Genomic DNA, 18,191 nt, shown 5'->3' with positions numbered 1-18,191 from the left:
CTCCCCCTCGCGGGGCGGCACGGTGAAGGAGTAGCGCATGGACGAGCAGTCCCACATGTACGAGCTGGAGTTCCCCGGTCCGTCGGTCTCGGACACCGACGGCAACGGCCCCGTGCTGGTGCACGCACTCGACGGCTACGCCGACGCCGGGCACGCGCTGAAGCTGCTGCGCCAGCACCTCAAGGACAACCTCACCACGGAGCTGGTCGCGTCCTTCGACGTCGACGAGTTGATCGACTACCGCTCCCGGCGACCGTCGATGACCTTCGAGGACGGCTTCACCGGCGTCGACGAGCCCGAGCTCAACCTCTACGCGGTGCGGGACTCGGCCGGAAAGCCCTTCCTGCTGCTCGCGGGCGCCGAGCCCGACCTGCGCTGGAACGGCTTCGTCAGCGCCGTCTCCGGCCTCGCCGAACGGTTCGGCGTGCGCACCGTCGTGGGCCTGCACGCCATCCCGATGGCGGTCCCGCACACCCGCCCCGTGCCGGTCACCGCGCACGGCAACAACCCGGAGCTGCGCAGTGAGCTGCGATCGTGGGACGGCGGCACCATGCGCCTGCCCGGCAGCGCCGCGGGCCTGCTGGAACTTCGCATGGCCGATAAGGGCTACGACACGCTCGGCCTGTCCGTGCACGTGCCGCACTACCTCGCGCAGAACGACTACCCCGAGGCCGTCCTGGGCATGCTCGGCGCGCTCCGGAGCTCCGTCGGCCTCCAGCTGCCCGACGGCGACCTCGGCGTGGAGGCCGCGGAACTGCGCGAACAGATCGACGCCCAGGTCTCGTCCAGCTCGGAGATCTCCTCCGTGGTCGAGGCGCTGGAGCAGCAGTACGACGAGGCCGCACAGCAGCCCCGCGAGCTGCTCATCGCCGACGGCGAGGCCATCCCGACCGGCGACGACCTCGCCAGCGAATTCGAGGCCTTCCTCGCGGAGCAGGCCGGCGACGAGGGCGAGAACGGCACTGCGTCGTGACGCAGGTCCGTCAGCGCGTCGCGCTGATCCACGGCCACCGCCGGGCCTACCGCATCGGCGGCAGCGGGCCGGCCCTGCTGCTCATTCACGGGATGGCCGACAACTCGTCGACGTTCGAGCCGATCCTCGAGCGCCTCGCGGAGCGGTACACCGTGATCGTGCCCGACCTCCTCGGGCACGGCCTGTCCGGGCGCCCGCGCGCCGACTACTCGCTGCCCGCGTTCACCAACGCCATGCGCGATCTGCTGCTCTACCTCGGCATCGAGCGCGCGACGCTGGTCGGGCACTCGCTGGGCGGCGGCATCGCGGGCCAGTTCACCTACCAGTACCCGGAGATGGTCGAGCGACTCGTCTTCGTCAACACCGGCGGCGTCACCCGCTCGGTCTCCCCCGTGCTCAAGGCCGTCTCACTGCCGCTGTCGGAGGTCGCGCTCCGCTCACTCGCCCTCCCCGGCGTACTGCCCGTCGCGAGCGCCGCCCTCGACCTCCTGGGCCGCGTTCCGCTCAAGCTCTTCGTCGACAACGCCGAATGCGCCCGGGTGCTCGCCGGCCTGCCGCACGCGGGCACGCCGCGCGCGTTCGCCCGCACCCTGCGCGCCGTCGTCGACCCGTTCGGCCAGGTGGTCACGATGCTCGACCGCACCTACGTCGCCGAGACCGTGCCCGTGCTCGTGGTCTGGGGCTCGGACGACCCGATCATCCCCGTCGAGCACGCGTATCTGCTGCACGCCTCGCTCCCGGCCTCGCGCCTGGAGGTGTTCGACGGTGCCGGGCACTTCCCGTTCCGGAGCGACCCGGACCGGTTCCTCGCGGTGCTCACCGACTTCGTCGACGGCACCGATCCCGCGCGGCTCACCGTGGCCGATCTGCAGGAGGCCCTGCGCCGCGACGCGGATCTCGACGTCGACGCCGAAACGCCGGCGTAACCCACGGAGGCTCCGCCCGTCATCCGGCGCGCCCAGACTGACCAGCATCAGTCGTGAGGAGGCCGTGATGAGTTCCGAGGTCCTGCCCTTCCGGGCCCGCCCGTACGTGCCCGACCTGTGCTTCGCGACGATCCACGGGCACCGTCGCGCCTACCGCATCGGTGGCACCGGCCCCGCCGTGCTCCTGGTGCACGGCATCGGTGACAACTCCCTGGTGTGGGACACCGTGCTCGCGCCGCTCACCGACCGGTTCACCGTGATCGCGCCGGACCTGCTCGGCCACGGCCTCTCCGACCGCCCGCGCGCGGACTACTCGGTCGCGGCGTTCGCGAACGGCATGCGCGACCTGCTGTGCTACCTGGGTATCGACCGGGTCTCGGTCGTCGGCCATTCCCTCGGCGGCGGCGTCGCGGGCCAGTTCGCCTACCAGTTCCCGGACATGGTGGAACGGATCGCGTTCGTGGCGCCGGGCGGCGTGGATCACGACGTCTCCCCGCTGCTGCGCCTGCTCTCCCTCCCGATGGCCGAACAGCTCGTCGCGCTCACGGCGCTCCCCGGCGCGAAGCAGGTACTCGCGACCGCGCTGCTGGCCGCTGCGGCCCTGCCCGGCCCCCTGCGCCCCGACGCGGTGCAGCTGCGCCGGGCCTTGGACCGGATGCCGAACACCGCCTCGCCGCACGCCTTCGCGCGGACGCTGCGGTCCGTGGTGGACCTGCGCGGCCAGGTGGTCACGATGCTGGACCGGTGCTACTTGACCGCCGAGGTCCCGACGCTCGTCGCGTGGGGCGCCGACGACTCGATCATCCCGGCCTCCCACGCCGAGGTGCTCCGCGCGGCGCTGCCCGCGGCGCGGGTGGAGATCTTCGACGGGGTCGGCCACTTCCCCATGACCGAGGCGCCGGACCGGTTCCTCGCTCTGCTCACCGATTTCCTGACGACGACCCCGCCGGCGCGGCTGGCGCGCACCCACCTGCGCGACGGGCTGCGGTCGGCAGCCGGCGTCACCGTCGCCGCGCCCGCCCAGGAGCTGGGCTGAACGGCCACGATCGCGGTCCGTAGAGTGAGATGAGTGAACCTCATCGACCTGCTGCCGTCCGACCCGACGGCCGACGCGGTCTTCGAGGCCTTCCTGGAGTGGACCTCCGGCCGCGGCATCACGCTGTACCCGGCCCAGGAGGAGGCGCTGATCGCGGCCTGCTCGGGCGCGAACGTGATCGTGGCGACGCCCACCGGCTCGGGCAAGTCCCTCGTGGCGATGGGCGCCCAGTTCGCGGCGCTGGCACAGGAACGGCGGACGTACTACACCGCCCCGATCAAGGCCCTGGTCAGCGAGAAGTTCTTCGCGCTCTGCGAGGTCTTCGGCACTGAGAACGTAGGCATGGTCACGGGCGACGCCGCCGTCAACGCCGACGCGCCGATCGTGTGCGCCACCGCCGAGATCGTCGCCAACTTCGCGCTGCGCGAGGGCGCGGACTCCGACATCGCGCAGGTCGTGATGGACGAGTTCCACTACTACTCCGAGCCGGACCGCGGCTGGGCGTGGCAGGTCCCGCTCATCGAACTGCCCCACGCGCAGTTCGTACTCATGTCCGCGACGCTCGGCGACACCTCCTTCTTCGAGGAGGACCTCACGCGGCGGACGGGCCGGGAGACCGTCCTCGTGGCCGGGGCCGAACGCCCGGTGCCGCTGCACTTCTCGTATTCGACGATGCCGATCCAGGATCAGATCGTCGAGCTGGTCAGCACCCATCAGGCGCCCGTCTACGTGGTGCACTTCACCCAGCAGGCCGCGGCGGAGCGGGCGCAGGCCCTGATGTCGCTGCCGCTCGCGAGCAAGGAGCAGAAGGCCGCGATCGCGGAGGCGCTCGGCGACTTCCAGTTCACCACCGGGTTCGGCAAGACCCTCTCCCGGCTGATCCGGTCCGGCATCGGCGTGCACCACGCCGGGATGCTCCCCCGCTATCGGCGCCTGGTGGAGAAGCTCGCCCAGGAGGGGCTGCTCAAGGTCATCTGCGGAACGGACACGCTCGGCGTCGGCATCAACGTGCCGATCCGCACCGTCTACCTGACGGGCCTGACCAAGTTCGACGGGAACCGTACCCGCCACCTGCGGGCCCGCGAGTTCCACCAGATCGCCGGCCGCGCCGGGCGGGCGGGCTTCGACACGATGGGCACCGTCGTCGTGGCGGCGCCCGAGCACGAGATCGAGAACGCCCGACGGGAGGCGAAGGCGGGCGGGGATCCGGCCAAGCTCAAGCGGGTCCAGCGCAAGAAGGCGCCCGAGGGTTTCGTCTCCTGGGGGAAGGCGACGTTCGAGAAGCTCGTCGCCGCGGATCCGGAGCCGCTGACCTCCCGCTTCTCGGTGACCAACTCGATGCTCCTCAACGTCATCGCCCGGCCGCAGAACTGCTTCGATGCGATGCGGCACCTCCTGGAGGACAATCACGAGTCGCGCCGGAACCAGCTGCGGCACATCCGCACCGCGATCACCCTGTTCCGCGGCCTGGAGTCGGGCGGCGTCGTCGAACGGCTCGATGAGCCGGACGAGGACGGCCGGCACGTGCGGCTCACCGTCGACCTGCAACCCGACTTCGCGCTGAACCAGCCCCTCGCGCCCTTCGCGCTCGCGGCGCTGGAACTGCTCGATGCCGAGTCACCGGACTACGCGCTCGACGTGATCTCGGTGATCGAGTCCGTGCTGGACGATCCGCGGCCGGTGCTGCGCGCGCAGCAGAACGCGGCGCGCGGCGCCGCGGTGGCGGAGATGAAGGCCGACGGCATCGACTACGACGAGCGCATGACGCTGCTCGAGGACGTGACCTACCCGAAACCGCTGGAGGACCTGCTCGTCCCGGCGTTCGCGACCTACGCCGCGGGGCACGCCTGGGTCACGCAGTTCGAGCTCTCCCCGAAGTCGGTGGTGCGCGAGATGATCGAACGCGCGATGACCTTCAACGACCTGGTCTCGAAGTACCAGCTCGGGCGCTCGGAGGGCGCGGTCCTGCGGTACCTCTCGGACGCGTTCCGGACGCTGCGGCACACCGTTCCCGAGGCGGTGCGCACGCCCGAGCTCGACGACTACATCGCCTGGCTCGGCGCGCTCGTGCGGTACGTGGACAGCTCGCTCGTCGACGAGTGGGAGGAGATGACCTCCCCGGATCCCGTGAAGGCGCACGCCTCCGCACCGGAGATCGGGCGCTCGACGTCGCTGACCTCGGACGAGCGTGCGTTCGCCGTGATGGTGCGCAACGCGATGTTCCGCCGGGTCCAGCTCGTCGCCGAGGAGGAGTACGACGTGCTCGACGCGATGGACCCGGGCGTCGACTGGTACGCCGCCTTCGACGACTACTACGAGGAGTACGACGACATCGAGACCGGCGCGGACGCCCGTGGCCCGCAGCTCTTCTCGCTCGACACCTCGATGCCGCGGGCCTGGCGGGTGCGGCAGACCATCGCCGACCCCGACGGCGACCACGGCTGGGCGATCACGGCCGTCGTCGACCTCCCCGCGTCCGACGAGCGCGGCGACGTCGTGCTCGTGGACGTGGAGGTCGTCTCCGGCTGAGTCAGCCGGTGACGGCCGCGTCGAGGCCCGCGAGGGACTGGTCGAGGTACTCCGGCGGGAACGGCGGCATGGCGCCGACGAAGTCGCGGAAGGACTGCGGGGTGTCGGTCCAGTCGTACGTCAGCGTCACCTGCGTGCCCTCGTCCGACGGTTCCAGGTCGTACCGCCACCACCAGCCGCCCGCCTGCCACTCGCCCTCCTGGCTCGTCCCGGGCAGCCAGCCGATGGCCCGATCCCGTTCGAACGCGGTCACCTTGTTCTCCATCACGTAGTCGCCGCCCGCCTGCTCGAGGTACATGTTCACGGAGAACATCTGCCCGACGTGGTCGAGCGGAGCGCCGTCCACCGCGTCCCGGACCCAATCGGTGGGCTCGATCTGCTCGTGACGCGCGGGATCGGCGAGGACGGCGAAGACCCGCTCGGGGCTCGCGGCGATGACTCGGGTGCTGGACATCCGCTCGGACATGGGCTTCTCACTCTCTCCGGTGCCGGTCGGCGCGCCGGCGCAGCGCGTCATGTTCACAGCGTACACATGACGACGCGGGGGCGCCGGAGTTCCCGGAATTCGTCCGACCCGGGCGCGCGGAGCTACTTGCGGCTGGGCCGGTTGCGCGCGGCGCGCGCCTCCGCGACCCGCTGCTCATCCGCCCGCACCGCGGCGAGGCCGGCGCGCTCGTCGATGAGCCACTGCGGCGGATCCGCGACCAGCCCGGTGATCTGCTCCGTGGTCAGCGCCTCCCCGACGCCCGCCCGCTGCAGCCCCGAGATCGAGACGCCGAGGCGCGCGGCGACGAGGTTCTTCGGATGCGGACCGTTCTTCCGCAGATCCTGCAGCCACTGCGGCGGATCGGCCTGCAGCGCGGCCAGCTCGTCGCGGGTGATCGGGTTCTCCTGGAACTCCGCCGGCGTGGCGGGCAGGTACACGTCCAGCTTCTTCGCCGCGGTAGCGGGTTTCATGGACTGCGCGTTCGGCCTGCTCATACCGACCAGCCTATCGGTAATCTCATGCGGTGACCTCATCGCTCCCGCGGCCCCTGCGGCTCGGCTACGTCCCCGGCGCCACTCCCGCCAAGTGGGCCCGCATCTGGGGGGAGCGCCACGCGGACGTGCCGCTCGAGCTCGTGCCCGTCGCGGCGGCGGACGCGGCGAACGCCGTGCGCGAGGGCACCGTCGACCTGGCGCTCCTGCGCCTGCCCGCCGAGACCAGCGGACTGGCGACGATCGCGCTGTACGAGGAGCAGGTGGTGGCCGTCGTGCCGAAGGAGCACCACGCGGCCGCGGCGGACGAGCTCACTGCAGCCGATCTCGACGACGAGCCGACACTGCTCCCCGTCGACGATCCGCTGCGCTGGGCGGGAGCTCCGGGCGCACCGGTCGAGCACCGGCCGGAGAGCACCGAGGCGGCGATCGAACTCGTCGCCGCGGGGCTGGGCGCGCTCCTCGTGCCGCAGTCGCTCGCGCGACTGCACCACCGCAAGGACCTCACGTACCGCCCGGTCGCCGACGCGCCGCCCTCCCCCGTCGTGCTCGCGGTCCCCGCGGGCGAGCAGTCCGAGGCGGTCGCGGACTTCATCGGCGTCGTGCGCGGCAGGAAGGCTGGCTCGTCCCGGGGCCGCGCCGAGCCCGCGCCCAAGCGCACCGCGCGGGAGAAGACGCTCGCCAAGCAGGCGGCCCGGGCCGCCGCGGGCAAGAAGGCCGGAACGCCGAAGGGCAAGCCCGGCAAGCGGCCCCGCCGCTGAGCTCAGCCGAGCGACTCGATCCACTCGTCGACGGCGAGCACCTCGGCCTGGCGCGGGAACACCTTGCTGACGAGGACGCGGTGGACCTCGGGATCGTGATCGGCGCAGGCGTCGGCGAGGACGGTGAGGCCGTAGTCCAGATCGCCCGCGTAGCGGACCGTCGAGAGCACGACGCCGCTCGTCGAGATCCCCGCGAGGACCAGGTGATCCGCCTGCAGGCCGCGGAGCACCACGTCGAGGTCGCTGCCGCTGAACGCCCCGAATCGGCGTTTGATCACGACGGGCTCGCCCGGCAGCGGCGCCACCTCGGGGACGATCGCCGTCAGCGGCGAGACCTCGGTCATCGAATCGCCGCCCTCGCGGATCACGGCGAACGCCCGGTTCGTCGGCGGGATCTCCGGGTAGTCGGGCCGGAAGGCGACGCGCACGTGCACCACCGGCACGCCATGATCGCGCGCCGCCGACAGGGCCCGCGCGGCGGACGCGAGCGCCGCGGCACCGGCCCGCTCGGCACCGTCGACGATGCCCCGCTGGTAGTCCATGAGAAGGAGGACGGAACGCTCTGCAGCCATGCGCCCAGGCTAGCGCTCAGCGCAGCCCGTCGAGATCCAGCCGGACCGCGAACGGCGCCGTCGCCTCGAACCCGCCCGTGTGCTCGACGGACTCGTAGGCGCCGTCCACCAGCGTGAGGGCCTCCAGGCGGACGTCGTCACCGTCGAGATCGACGATCCAGTAGTGCGGGATGCCGACCTCGGCGTACTCGTGGCGCTTCATCACCAGGTCGGTCCGGCGGGTGCCGGGCGAGAGCACTTCGACGACGAGTACCGCGTCCGAGGCGCGGAACGGCCTGGCCGCGTGCTGCGGCATCACCACGACATCGGGGGCGCGAACAGACGCCGGTGTCCGGGCCTCGAGGATGAGGTCGATCTCGGGGAACGCACGGAAGCCTTCGGGCGCGGCCCTGTTGAGCACGCTGAACAGGACCCCGGCGGCGTACTGATGTTCGGGTCTCGGCTTGGGCGACACGATCAGGACCCCCTCCTGAAGCTCCGCGTGCGACGTCGAGTCCTCCCCCAAGGCGTCCCACTCCTCCAACGAGAGGAGATGCGGACGGGTCGCAGCGGTCATGTCGCCATCGTACGCCCGGTTCTGCCAGGTCACACGGCAGATCCCGCGGCGTCGCGGGCGATCTGGGCGAGGCGGGCGAAGCCCTCCGTCTTGGCGCTGGAGGCGCGGTAGGCGAGGCCGATCCGCCGGCCCGGCGCGGGCGCGGCGAACCGCGCCGTCGCCAGGTCGGTACCGCGCAGCTCGACGGCGACCGCGGGCTCGGGCAGGAGGGTCACCCCGAGGCCGCCGGAGACGCACTGCACGATCGTGGCGAGTGAGGCGGCGCGGGTATCGCCCATGACGCCCACCCCCTCCTCGGCCTGGCGGCACAGGTCGAGGGCCTGGTCCCGCAGGCAGTGCCCCTCGTCGAGGAGGAGGAGTGGGAGACCGGAGAGGTCGTCCGCGGTGAGGTCGTCGCGGCCCGCGAGCGGATGCCCGGGCGGCACGACGAGCACGAACTCCTCGTCGTAGAGCGGGATCTCGGCGACGGACGAGCTGTGCACCGGTAGCGCGAGAACGGCCACGTCGATCCGGCCGGACCGCAGCGCGTCGAGCAGCCGCGCAGTCTGGTCCTCGACGACGGTGACCGCCAGGTCGTCGACCTCGGCGCGCAGTTGCGGCAGGAGGCGGGGCAACCGGTAGGGCGCGACCGTCGGGATCATGCCGATCCGCAGTGTTCCCCGCAGTTCGCCGGTGAGGCCGGCCGCCGAGCTCACCAGTTCCGCCGCGGAGGCGACGATGACGGACGCCTGCTCCAACAGGGCCATCCCCGCCTCCGTGATGAGCACCCGGCGCGTGCTGCGCTCCACCAGCTGCACGCCGAGTCCGGCCTCGAGCGACGCCAGGGCCTGCGACAGCGAGGGCTGGCTGACACCGAGCGACGTCGCCGCGGTGCCGAAGTGGCGCGAGCGTGCCACCGCGACGAAAGCGCGCAGCTGCGCGAGGGTCGGCTGATACGGCTGATCGGACATACCTATCAGTCTAGTGCCATCCATCATCCTTCTTTCTTGTACGGGCGTAACGAACGCCCCGCTACCGGCGCGCCCCGTGCCCCGCGCCCCGCGACCGCCGATCGTGCGGTTGGAGCCGTTGCCGCCCTGAGCGCGCCTCCCGCCCGCACCACGTCACGGCCGCCAGGAACCCGCCTCCTGGCGGGTCGCGTGGTTCACGCGGTTCCAGAGGTTGATCTGCCCGACGGCGAGCACCAGCGCCGCCAACTGCCCCGCGTCGAACTCGTCGGCGGCCGCGTCCCACAGCGCGTCGGGCACCGCGTCGGGATGGCCCGCGAGCTCCGTGAGCTGCTCCGTCAGCTCCAACGCGATCCGCTCGGCGTCGGAGAAGTACGGCGTGTGGCGCCACGCGCCGACGGCGAAGAGCTTGTCGTCGGAGGCGCCGTGCCGCCGGGCCGTCCGCCAGTGCCCGTCGAGGCAGGTGCTGCAGCTGTTGAGCTGGCTGGCCCGCATGTTCACCAGTTCCAACAGCTCCGGCGACAACCCCGAGGCCGCCACCGCCTCGCCCAGTTTCGTCAACGCGTCCATCGCCCCCGGCAGGGCGAAGGCGGGGTTCGTCATCCGTGCGGTCATGTCTTTTCTCCTCGGTCGGTCACACTCGGGGCGGGCGCCCCGTCATGTACCTGACGGACCGACGACGGAGGATGTGACACATGGACGTCAGCGACTTCATCAGCGCCCGGCCCCGGCTGCTCGCGGTGGCCACGCGGATGCTCGGCTCCGCGGCGGACGCCGAGGACGCGGTGCAGGAGGCGTGGCTGCGCGCGGACCGGGCCGACGGGGACGGCACCGTCGACAACCCGACCGCGTGGCTGACCACCGTGGTCTCGCGGATCTGCCTGGATCGCCTGCGCGCACGCCGGGACACCACCTCGCTCGACGAGGTGGATCCCGCCGACCCCGCGCTCGCGCCGGACGACGAGGCGCAGCTCGCTGAATCCGTGGGCGTCGCGCTGGGCGCCGTCGTCGACGAACTGGCACCCGCGGAACGGGTCGCGTTCGTGCTGCACGACGTCTTCGCCGTGCCCTTCGACGACGTGGCGGCGATCCTCGGGAGGAGCCCCGCCGCGACCCGCCAGCTCGCGAGCCGAGCGCGCCGCCGCGTCGCGGGCACGCCCCGGCCGGACGCCGCGCGGGCCGACGCGGTGCGCGCGTTCCTCGCGGCGTCGCGGGACGGCGACTTCACCGCGCTGGTCGACCTGCTCGACCCGGATGCCGTGTTCCGCACGCACACCGACGACGCCTCGTCGGTTCTCGTCGGGGCGCCCGCGATCGCGGAGGCCTTCCTGTTCAAGGCGAAGACGGCCCTGGTGGCGCTGGTCGACGGGCTGCTCGGGTACACCGTGCGGCTCCCCGGAGCACCCGGCTACCTCCTGCTCGGCGACGTGACCTTCACCGCCGACGGCCGCATCGCAGCCCTCGACGTCACCCTGCGCGTCGACGAGGTGGCCGGTAGCGAGGTCGTCCCGCTCTGACCCGGGAACGACGGTGCCCGCCCCCGGGAAGCCGGGGACGGGCACCGTCGAACACGGAGGGCCTAGTGGTCGATGGCCTTCTCGACACCGACACCGGTGAGCGAACGGACCTCCATCTCGACCGCCTTGTCGGCGAGATCGGTGTCCGGCTTGCCGAAGATCGTGCCCAGGATCGCGAGGCCGAAGCCGACCGGGATCGACACCAGGCCCGGGTTCTCCAGCGGGAACCAGTGGAAGTCGAGCGACTTGAACATCGACGTCGACTTGCCCGAGACGGCCGGCGAGAAGACGATCAGCACGATGGCGGAGATCAGGCCGCCGTACATCGACAGCACCGCGCCGGTGGTGTTGAACTTCCGCCAGAACAGCGAGAACAGGATCGTCGGCAGGTTGGCGGAGGCGGCGACCGCGAACGCCAGGGCCACCAGGAAGGCGATGTTCTGGCCCATGGCGCCGATGCCGAGGATGATCGACGCGATACCGATCACCACCACGGTGATGCGCGAGACGCGGACCTGGGACTCCTCGGAGGCCTTGCCGTGCTTGATGACGCCGTTGTAGATGTCGTGCGCGAGGCTCGCGGAGGCCGTGATCGCCAGGCCGGCGACGACCGCGAGGATGGTCGCGAAGGCGACGGCGGAGATGACCGCCATGAGGATGGTGCCGCCCAGCGAGAACGCGAGCAGCGGCGCCGCCGAGTTCACCCCGCCGGGGGCCTTCGCGATGACGTCGGCGCCCACGTAGGCGGCGGCGCCGAAGCCCAGCACCAGGGTGAAGATGTAGAACGCGCCGATCAGGCCGATCGCCCAGGTCACCGAGCGACGGGCCTCCTTGGCCGTGGGCACGGTGTAGAAGCGCATGAGCACGTGCGGCAGGCCCGCGGTGCCGAGCACGAGCGCGAGGGCCAGCGAGATGAAGTCGAGCTTGGTGGTCTCGGTCTTGCCGTACTTGAGGCCGGGCTCGATGACCTTCTCGCCCGCGGCGCTGCCGTCGATGGCCTTCTGGAGCAGGTCGGAGAAGTTGCCCTTGACCGCGGCGAGCACCATGAGCGTCATCAGGAGCGCGCCGCCGACGAGCAGGACGGCCTTGACCATCTGCACGTAGGTGGTGCCCTTCATGCCGCCGACGAGCACGTACACGATCATCAGGACGCCGACCACGGCGACCACGACGGCCTGCCCGGTGGTGCCCTTGATGTTGAGCAGCAGCGAGACGAGGCCGCCCGCGCCGGCCATCTGGGCGATCAGGTAGAACAGCGAGACGGTCAGCGTCGCGAGGGCGGCGGCCATCCGCACGGGGCGCTGCTTGAGCCGGAAGCTCAGCACGTCGGCCATCGTGAACTTGCCGACGTTGCGCAGCCGCTCGGCGACGAGCAGGAGCGCGACGAGCCAGGCGACGAGGAAGCCGATGGAGTACAGGAAGCCGTCATAGCCCTGGACCGCGATGGCGCCGCAGATGCCGAGGAAGCTGGCGGCCGAGAGGTAGTCGCCGGCGATGGCGAAGCCGTTCTGCGGGCCGGTGAACGTGGCGCCGCCGGTGTAGAAGTCCGTGGCCTTCTTGGTGGTCCGGCTGGCCTTGATGACCAGCCCCATCGTGACGCCGATGAACAGCAGGAAGATCACGATGTTGAGCGTCGTGGAGCCGACCTGCTGGCCGACGTCGATCGAGCGGGGTTCCCAGGCGAGGAGAGCGGTCACCGGCCCGCCTCCCCGGCCTTGAGCTCGCCCTCGATGTGCTCACGGAGATCCGTCGCCATCGGGTCGATCGTGTTGTTCGCGAACCGCACGTATGCCCAGGTGATGGCGAACGTGGTCACGAACTGCCCGAGCCCCAACACCAGTGCGACGTTGATGTTCCCGAACAGCTTCTGGCTCATGAAGTCGTGCGCGTAGGTGGCCAGCAGCACGTACGCGGCGTACCAGAGCAGGAAGGCCACGGAGATCGGGATCACGAACGTCGCCAGCCTACGGCGGAGTTCGTGGAATTCCTTGCTGTCGTAGGCGCGCTGGTAGACCGCCGCCGTATCCTCTTCGTTCACGTCCGAAAGTGTGGCACGGACCACATTCGCCTCGGGATTGAATCGGCGACAAACGCTGTGCAACCCCTTGCAACCGCCGTTACCCGGGGCTTACCGACGATCAGGCGTCGAGGGCCCGCCGGGTGGCGGCGGCGATCTCGGCGACCTGCTCGTCCGTGGTGATCAGCGCGGGCGAGTACTGGAGCGTGCCGAGGCCGGCCGCCCGGCCGGAGACGCCCTGCGTCCGCAGCTTCTTCACCATCGCCATGGCCTCGGCGGGCTCGTGCAGCTGGACGCCCGCGACGGCGCCGACCCCGCCCCGCACGTCCTTCACCTTCGGGTGATCGGCCAGCGGGGAGAGCTCGCGCAGCAGGGTGTCCTGCAGGCGTAGCGCTTCGGCCACGAGGTTCTCGCGCTCCATGATGTCGAGCACCGCCATCGACGCGGCCGCGGCGGCCGCGTGTCCGCCGTAGGTGTAGCCGTGCCGCCACCACACGCCGCCGGAGTAGAACGGCTCCGCAACCTTCGGCGCCACGAACAGGGCACCCATCGGCACATAGCCGCTGGTGAGGCCCTTGGCCGTGGTCATCAGGTCGGGCTGCAGATCGAACCGGCTCGACGCGAACCACGCGCCTCCGATCCGGCCGAAGCCGGTGATCACCTCGTCGGCGATGAACAACACGTCGTGCTCGCGGCAGATGTCGCGCACCTCGCGCAGGTAGCCCTCCGGCGGGGGCAGCAGGCCGCCCGCGCCGATCACCGGCTCGGCGACGAAGGCCGCGATCGCCTCGGCGCCGACCCGCTCGATGAGACCCAGCAGCTCCTTGGCGTCGTCCCAGGCGACAGTGGCGGTGTCGTCGAAGAGCACGCCGCCGTAGCCCTCGGCGTTGACCGGGATACCGCCCAGGCTGGTGCCGCCCACGTGCATGCCGTGGTACGCGTTGGACCGGCCGACGATGAGCTTCTTCTCGGGCCGCCCCTGCTCCTGCCAGTAACGACGGGCCAGCTTGATCGCCGAATCCACCGAATCGGAGCCGCCGGAGGTGAAGAAGATCCTGCTGTCCGGCACCGGTGCGATGGCCTGCAGGCGGTTCGCGAGGGCGACGGTGGTGTCGGTGGCGGCGTCGCCGAAGCCGGTCACGTGCGCCACCTTGAGCAGTTGGTCGCGCACCGCGTCGGCCACCTCGGCCCGGCCGTGGCCGACGTTCGCGAACCAGAGGCCCGCGGTCGCGTCGAGATAGCGGTTGCCGTCGGTGTCGAAGACGTAGGCCCCGTCGCCGCGCGTGAAGACGAAGGCGCCGTCGCGCTGCACGGCGCCCATGTCCGCGAAGCCGTGCCAGAGTGCCGATGAGGTCGTGGGTCCCTGTCCGCTCATGGTGGATAAACTAGTCGCAAATGACGAAGCAGGAGACGCGCACCGCACGGGAAGACGGCGACGGCGGACCGTCGAAGCGCGATCTGTACGCCGCGCTCGGCACCGACGCCGATCCCGTCCTCACCCTGAGGGACGAGACGCGCCTGCGGGGTCGGCTCAAGCGCGCCAAGCCCTCCGACCTGCCGAAGCTGGCCCGCGAGATCGAGGCCGCACGGGGGCGCTACGCCGAGCGTCGCGACGCGGTGCCGGCCATCGTCTACCCCGAGAACCTGCCCGTCAGCGCGCGGCGCGAGGAGATCGCGAAGGCGATCGCCGAGAACCAGGTGATCATCCTGGCCGGCGAGACCGGCTCGGGGAAGACGACGCAGCTGCCGAAGATCTGCCTCGAGCTCGGCCGCGGCGTGCGCGGCATGATCGGCCACACCCAGCCCCGCCGCCTCGCCGCCCGCAGCGTCGCCGAGCGGATCGCCGAGGAGACGGCGTCGGAGCTGGGCGACGCCGTCGGCTACGCGGTGCGGTTCACCGACCGCGTCTCGCCGAAGACCTCCGTCAAGCTCATGACCGACGGCATCCTGCTCCGCGAGCTCACCCGCGACCGGCTGCTGCGCGACTACGACACGATCATCATCGACGAGGCGCACGAGCGCAGCCTCAACATCGACTTCCTCCTGGGCTACCTCCGCCAGATCCTGCCCCGCAGACCCGATCTCAAGGTGATCGTCACCTCCGCGACCATCGAGCCGGAGCGGTTCGCCGCCCACTTCGCACGGCCCGACGGTGCCCCCGCGCCCGTCATCGAGGTCAGCGGCCGGACGTACCCGGTGGAGATCCGGTACCGCCCGCTCGACGAGATGACCGACGACTCCGAGCCCCTCGACCAGGTCACCGGGATCGTGCACGCGGTCGACGAGCTCTCCCGCGAGGCGCCCGGCGACGTTCTCGTCTTCCTCTCCGGCGAGCGCGAGATCCGCGACGCCGCCGAGGCGCTGCAGGCGCACGTGCGTCCCGGAACGGAGATCCTGCCGCTCTACGCCCGCCTCTCCTCCGCCGAGCAGCACCGCGTCTTCGCCCCGCACACGGGACGACGGATCGTGCTGTCCACCAACGTCGCCGAGACCTCCCTGACAGTGCCCGGCATCAAGTACGTCGTGGACACGGGCACCGCGCGCATCTCGCGGTACTCGGTGCGCACCAAGGTGCAGCGACTACCGATCGAACCGATCTCGCAGGCCTCCGCACAGCAGCGCTCCGGCCGCTGCGGCCGCACGTCCGACGGCATCGCGATCCGGCTGTACTCGGAGGACGACTTCGACGCGCGGCCCGTCTACACCGATCCCGAGATCCTGCGGACCAACCTCGCCTCGGTGATCCTGTCGATGACCGCGCTCGAGCTGGGCGAGGTCTCCGCCTTCCCGTTCGTGCAGCCGCCGGACGAGCGAGCCGTCCGGGACGGCACGGCGCTGCTCGAGGAGCTGGGCGCGCTCGAGGTCGCCGGGAGCGCAGCGAACGGGACCGGTGATGGCAGCCGCCCCGAGGGCCACAAGCGGCTCTCGGCCGTCGGCCGCCAACTCGCGGACCTGCCCGTCGACCCGCGGATGGCGCGGATGCTGGTCGCGGCCCGCGAGTTCGGCGTTCTCCCGGAGGTGTTGGTCATCGTCGCGGGCCTGTCCATCCAGGACGTGCGGGAACGGCCGGCCGAGCACCGTCAGGCCGCCGACGCGCAGCACGCCCGGTTCGCCGACCCCACCTCGGACTTCCTCTCCTACCTCAACCTCTGGCGGCACCTCGGCGACCGGCGGGCCGAGCTGAGCTCGAGCGCGTTCCGGCGCGAGTGCCAGCGGGAGTTCCTGCACTACGTGCGGATCCGCGAGTGGCAGGACCTGCAGGGCCAGCTGCGCCAGATCTGCCGGGACCTCGGATGGAAGCTGGACTCGCTGGGCCGGGAACCGGCACCGTCGCCCGACCTGATCCACCAGGCCATGCTCGCGGGGCTGCTCTCCCAGATCGGCCTCCGCGAGCCGGACGGCAAGGAGTTCCTGGGCGCGCGGGGCGCCAAGTTCATGGTCTTCCCGGGGTCCGCGCTCTACCGGAAGCCGCCGCGGTTCGTCATGGCCGGCGAGTTGGTGGAGACCTCGCGGCTGTTCGCGCGGACCGTCGCCAGGATCGAGCCGGAGTGGGCCGAGAAGCTCGCCGGACCGCTCGCCAAGCACCACTACTCGGAGCCGCACTGGTCCACCAAACGGGAGGCCGTGCTGGCCAAGGAGCGGGTCACCCTGTTCGGCGTCCCGTTGGTCGCCGACCGCACCGTGAACTTCGGCCGGATCGACCCCGTGGCCGCCCGGGAACTGTTCCTGCGGCACGCGCTCGTCCAGGGCGAATGGCGCACGCGGCATCCGTTCTTCGCGCGCAACCGGGCCCTCCTCGACGACGCCGAGTACCTCGAGGACAAGGCGCGCCGCCGGGACATCGTGGTCGACGAGGACGGTCTGTTCGACTTCTACGATCGGCGCGTTCCCGAGGGCATCGTCTCGGCGCGACACTTCGACTCGTGGTGGAAGAAGGCCTCGCGAACCGAGCCCACCCTCCTCGACTTCACCGCCGACGACCTGCTGGCCGACGGTGCCGCGGACGTCACCGCGGAGGCGTACCCCACCGCGTGGCTGCAGGGCCGCATCGAGATGCCCCTGAAGTACCGCTTCGAGCCGGGCGCGGCCGATGACGGCGTGACCGCCCGGATCCCGGTGCAGGACCTGGCGACGGTGCGCGCCGACGGCTTCGAATGGCTCGTGCCCGCGATGCGCGAGGAGCTGGCGGTCGCGCTCATCAAGTCGCTGCCGAAGCAGCTGCGCCGCGAGGTGGTGCCGGCGCCCGACTTCGCTGCGGCCGCGCTCGCGCGTCTCACTCCCCGCGCCGAGCCCCTCACCGAGGGCCTGGCGCGCGAGCTCACGCAGTTGTCCGGCACCGTGATCCGGGCGGGCGACTTCTCCCCCGCCGCGATCCCCGATCACCTGCGGGTGACGTTCGCGGTGATCGGCGACGACGGCCGCACCCTGGGTTCCGGCAAGGATCTCGACGCGCTCAAGCGCACGCTCGGCGCCGCGGTGCAGGAGGATCTGTCGAGCCGCGCCGGTGCGTACGAGCGGGCGCCCGCGAAGCACTGGACCGCGGAGACTCTCGGCGATGTGCCGCGGACCATCGACACCGAGGTCCGGGGCAGCCGGGTGACCGGCTTCGGCACGCTGTACCCCGCCGGGGACGCGGCCGGCGTCAAGGTCGTGGCCGCCGAACCGGAACAGACCGCGCTCATGGGCGCGGGACTCGACGTGCTGCTCGCGAACGCGCTTCCCGCCGCACATAAATCGGTACTGCAGTCCGTGGGCCAGCGCGAGCGGCTCGCGCTCTCGCAGAGCCCCTACGCGACGCCGATGGACCTCGTCGCCGACTGCCGGCGGAGGGCCATCACGGATCTCCGGGCCCGCGCGGGCCTCGCCTGGACACCCGCCGAGTTCACCGCCCTGACGGCGAGGGTGCGGGCAGAACTGGGCGGGGCGGTCCAGCAGAACTTCGCGGACGTCGCGGCGGCGGTCGCGACCGCTACCGAGGTCCGCGGCGCGATCGCCTCCGCGCCGCGCGCACTGCGCGATGCGGCGGACGACATCGCGGAGCAGCTCGACGGTCTGCTGTTCCCCGGGTTCATCGCCGCGACGCCGGACACGCACCTGCGGCACCTGCCGCGGTACACCGCGGGCGCGGCGGCACGGTGGGCCGCACTTCCCGCGTCCATCGACCGCGACGACCGCGGACTGGCGGCGCTGGACCGCGTCTACGCCGCCCTCACCGCCAAGCTGGACACCCTGCCGGAACACCGACGGGACGCGGCGCTGAACCAGGTGCACTGGCTCATCGAGGAGCTGAGGGTGAGTCTGTTCGCCCAGTCGCTCGGCACGGCCGGATCGGTCTCGGAGAAGAAGGTGCTCGCCGCCGTCGCGGCCCTGTCGTGAAGC

General features: G+C 71.4%; 16 protein-coding genes. 7 read left to right on the top strand and 9 right to left on the bottom strand.

Annotated features, from left to right (window positions below):
• Positions 1 to 37 precede the first annotated feature (37 nt).
• The 4 genes from ACNAYW_RS20735 (at position 38) to ACNAYW_RS20720 (ending at position 5,464) form a co-directional block, all read left to right on the top strand.
• Positions 38 to 973, top strand: coding sequence for a proteasome assembly chaperone family protein (locus tag ACNAYW_RS20735; RefSeq protein WP_415851527.1), 936 nt, complete (start codon positions 38 to 40; stop codon positions 971 to 973).
• The gene (locus ACNAYW_RS20730; protein ID WP_415851526.1) at positions 970 to 1,899 is read left to right on the top strand and encodes an alpha/beta fold hydrolase; all 930 of its coding nucleotides are present in this window, start codon (positions 970 to 972) and stop codon (positions 1,897 to 1,899) included. Before ACNAYW_RS20735 ends, ACNAYW_RS20730 begins: the two co-directional genes overlap by 4 nt.
• Before the next feature lie 67 nt (positions 1,900 to 1,966).
• A complete protein-coding gene (locus ACNAYW_RS20725) occupies positions 1,967 to 2,935 on the top strand; it encodes an alpha/beta fold hydrolase (RefSeq protein WP_415851525.1) in 969 nt (322 codons plus the stop codon).
• Between the two features lie 33 nt (positions 2,936 to 2,968).
• Positions 2,969 to 5,464, top strand: coding sequence for a DEAD/DEAH box helicase (locus ACNAYW_RS20720; RefSeq protein ID WP_415851524.1), 2,496 nt, complete (start codon positions 2,969 to 2,971; stop codon positions 5,462 to 5,464).
• Between the two features lies 1 nt (position 5,465).
• Here the strand turns inward: ACNAYW_RS20720 and ACNAYW_RS20715 are convergent, their stop codons facing one another.
• Both ACNAYW_RS20715 and ACNAYW_RS20710 read right to left on the bottom strand, forming a co-directional pair.
• The gene (locus tag ACNAYW_RS20715; protein WP_415851523.1) at positions 5,466 to 5,981 is read right to left on the bottom strand and encodes an SRPBCC family protein; all 516 of its coding nucleotides are present in this window, start codon (positions 5,979 to 5,981) and stop codon (positions 5,466 to 5,468) included.
• A gap of 71 nt (positions 5,982 to 6,052) precedes the next feature.
• Positions 6,053 to 6,445, bottom strand: coding sequence for a DUF5997 family protein (locus ACNAYW_RS20710; RefSeq protein ID WP_415851522.1), 393 nt, complete (start codon positions 6,443 to 6,445; stop codon positions 6,053 to 6,055).
• A gap of 29 nt (positions 6,446 to 6,474) precedes the next feature.
• Between ACNAYW_RS20710 and ACNAYW_RS20705 the strand changes: the two genes are divergently transcribed.
• On the top strand, positions 6,475 to 7,203 hold the full coding sequence (locus ACNAYW_RS20705) for a LysR family transcriptional regulator substrate-binding protein (protein ID WP_415851521.1): 729 nt from the start codon (positions 6,475 to 6,477) through the stop codon (positions 7,201 to 7,203).
• 2 nt (positions 7,204 to 7,205) lie between these two features.
• On the opposite strand, the gene ACNAYW_RS20700 is transcribed toward ACNAYW_RS20705, so the two are convergent.
• From ACNAYW_RS20700 to ACNAYW_RS20685, 4 genes are all read right to left on the bottom strand, one after another.
• Complete coding sequence (locus ACNAYW_RS20700; protein ID WP_415851520.1) at positions 7,206 to 7,775, bottom strand: cysteine hydrolase family protein; 570 nt, start codon at positions 7,773 to 7,775, stop codon at positions 7,206 to 7,208.
• Positions 7,776 to 7,791: 16 nt separating this feature from the next.
• Positions 7,792 to 8,331 (bottom strand): Uma2 family endonuclease, encoded by a 540-nt coding sequence (locus tag ACNAYW_RS20695; protein WP_415851519.1) that lies wholly within the window; start codon positions 8,329 to 8,331, stop codon positions 7,792 to 7,794.
• 29 nt (positions 8,332 to 8,360) lie between these two features.
• Entirely contained in the window at positions 8,361 to 9,281 is a 921-nt protein-coding gene (locus ACNAYW_RS20690; protein ID WP_415851518.1) for a hydrogen peroxide-inducible genes activator, read from the bottom strand.
• Positions 9,282 to 9,434: 153 nt separating this feature from the next.
• The gene (locus ACNAYW_RS20685; RefSeq protein WP_415851517.1) at positions 9,435 to 9,893 is read right to left on the bottom strand and encodes a carboxymuconolactone decarboxylase family protein; all 459 of its coding nucleotides are present in this window, start codon (positions 9,891 to 9,893) and stop codon (positions 9,435 to 9,437) included.
• Between the two features lie 80 nt (positions 9,894 to 9,973).
• Here ACNAYW_RS20685 and ACNAYW_RS20680 point away from each other — a divergent pair, with 80 nt between their 5' ends.
• Positions 9,974 to 10,795 (top strand): sigma-70 family RNA polymerase sigma factor, encoded by an 822-nt coding sequence (locus ACNAYW_RS20680; protein WP_415851516.1) that lies wholly within the window; start codon positions 9,974 to 9,976, stop codon positions 10,793 to 10,795.
• A gap of 62 nt (positions 10,796 to 10,857) precedes the next feature.
• Here ACNAYW_RS20680 and ACNAYW_RS20675 read toward each other — a convergent pair whose 3' ends face one another.
• From ACNAYW_RS20675 to ACNAYW_RS20665, 3 genes are all read right to left on the bottom strand, one after another.
• Entirely contained in the window at positions 10,858 to 12,459 is a 1,602-nt protein-coding gene (locus tag ACNAYW_RS20675; protein WP_415851551.1) for a solute symporter family protein, read from the bottom strand.
• Positions 12,460 to 12,488: 29 nt separating this feature from the next.
• A complete protein-coding gene (locus tag ACNAYW_RS20670) occupies positions 12,489 to 12,833 on the bottom strand; it encodes a DUF485 domain-containing protein (protein WP_415851515.1) in 345 nt (114 codons plus the stop codon).
• 100 nt (positions 12,834 to 12,933) lie between these two features.
• Positions 12,934 to 14,187 carry an aminotransferase family protein gene (locus ACNAYW_RS20665; protein ID WP_415851514.1) on the bottom strand — a complete coding sequence of 418 codons (1,254 nt, stop codon included), beginning with the start codon at positions 14,185 to 14,187 and terminating at the stop codon, positions 12,934 to 12,936.
• Positions 14,188 to 14,207: 20 nt separating this feature from the next.
• On the opposite strand from ACNAYW_RS20665, the gene hrpA reads away from it, so the two are divergent.
• Positions 14,208 to 18,188: an ATP-dependent RNA helicase HrpA gene (gene hrpA, locus ACNAYW_RS20660; RefSeq protein WP_415851513.1), complete on the top strand. Its 3,981-nt coding sequence runs from the start codon at positions 14,208 to 14,210 to the stop codon at positions 18,186 to 18,188.
• Positions 18,189 to 18,191: the final 3 nt, after the last annotated feature.

The organism is Tsukamurella ocularis, from assembly GCF_965138335.1.
GTDB lineage: Bacteria > Actinomycetota > Actinomycetes > Mycobacteriales > Mycobacteriaceae > Tsukamurella > Tsukamurella ocularis_A.
This window is presented reverse-complemented; position numbering and strand designations above follow the sequence as displayed.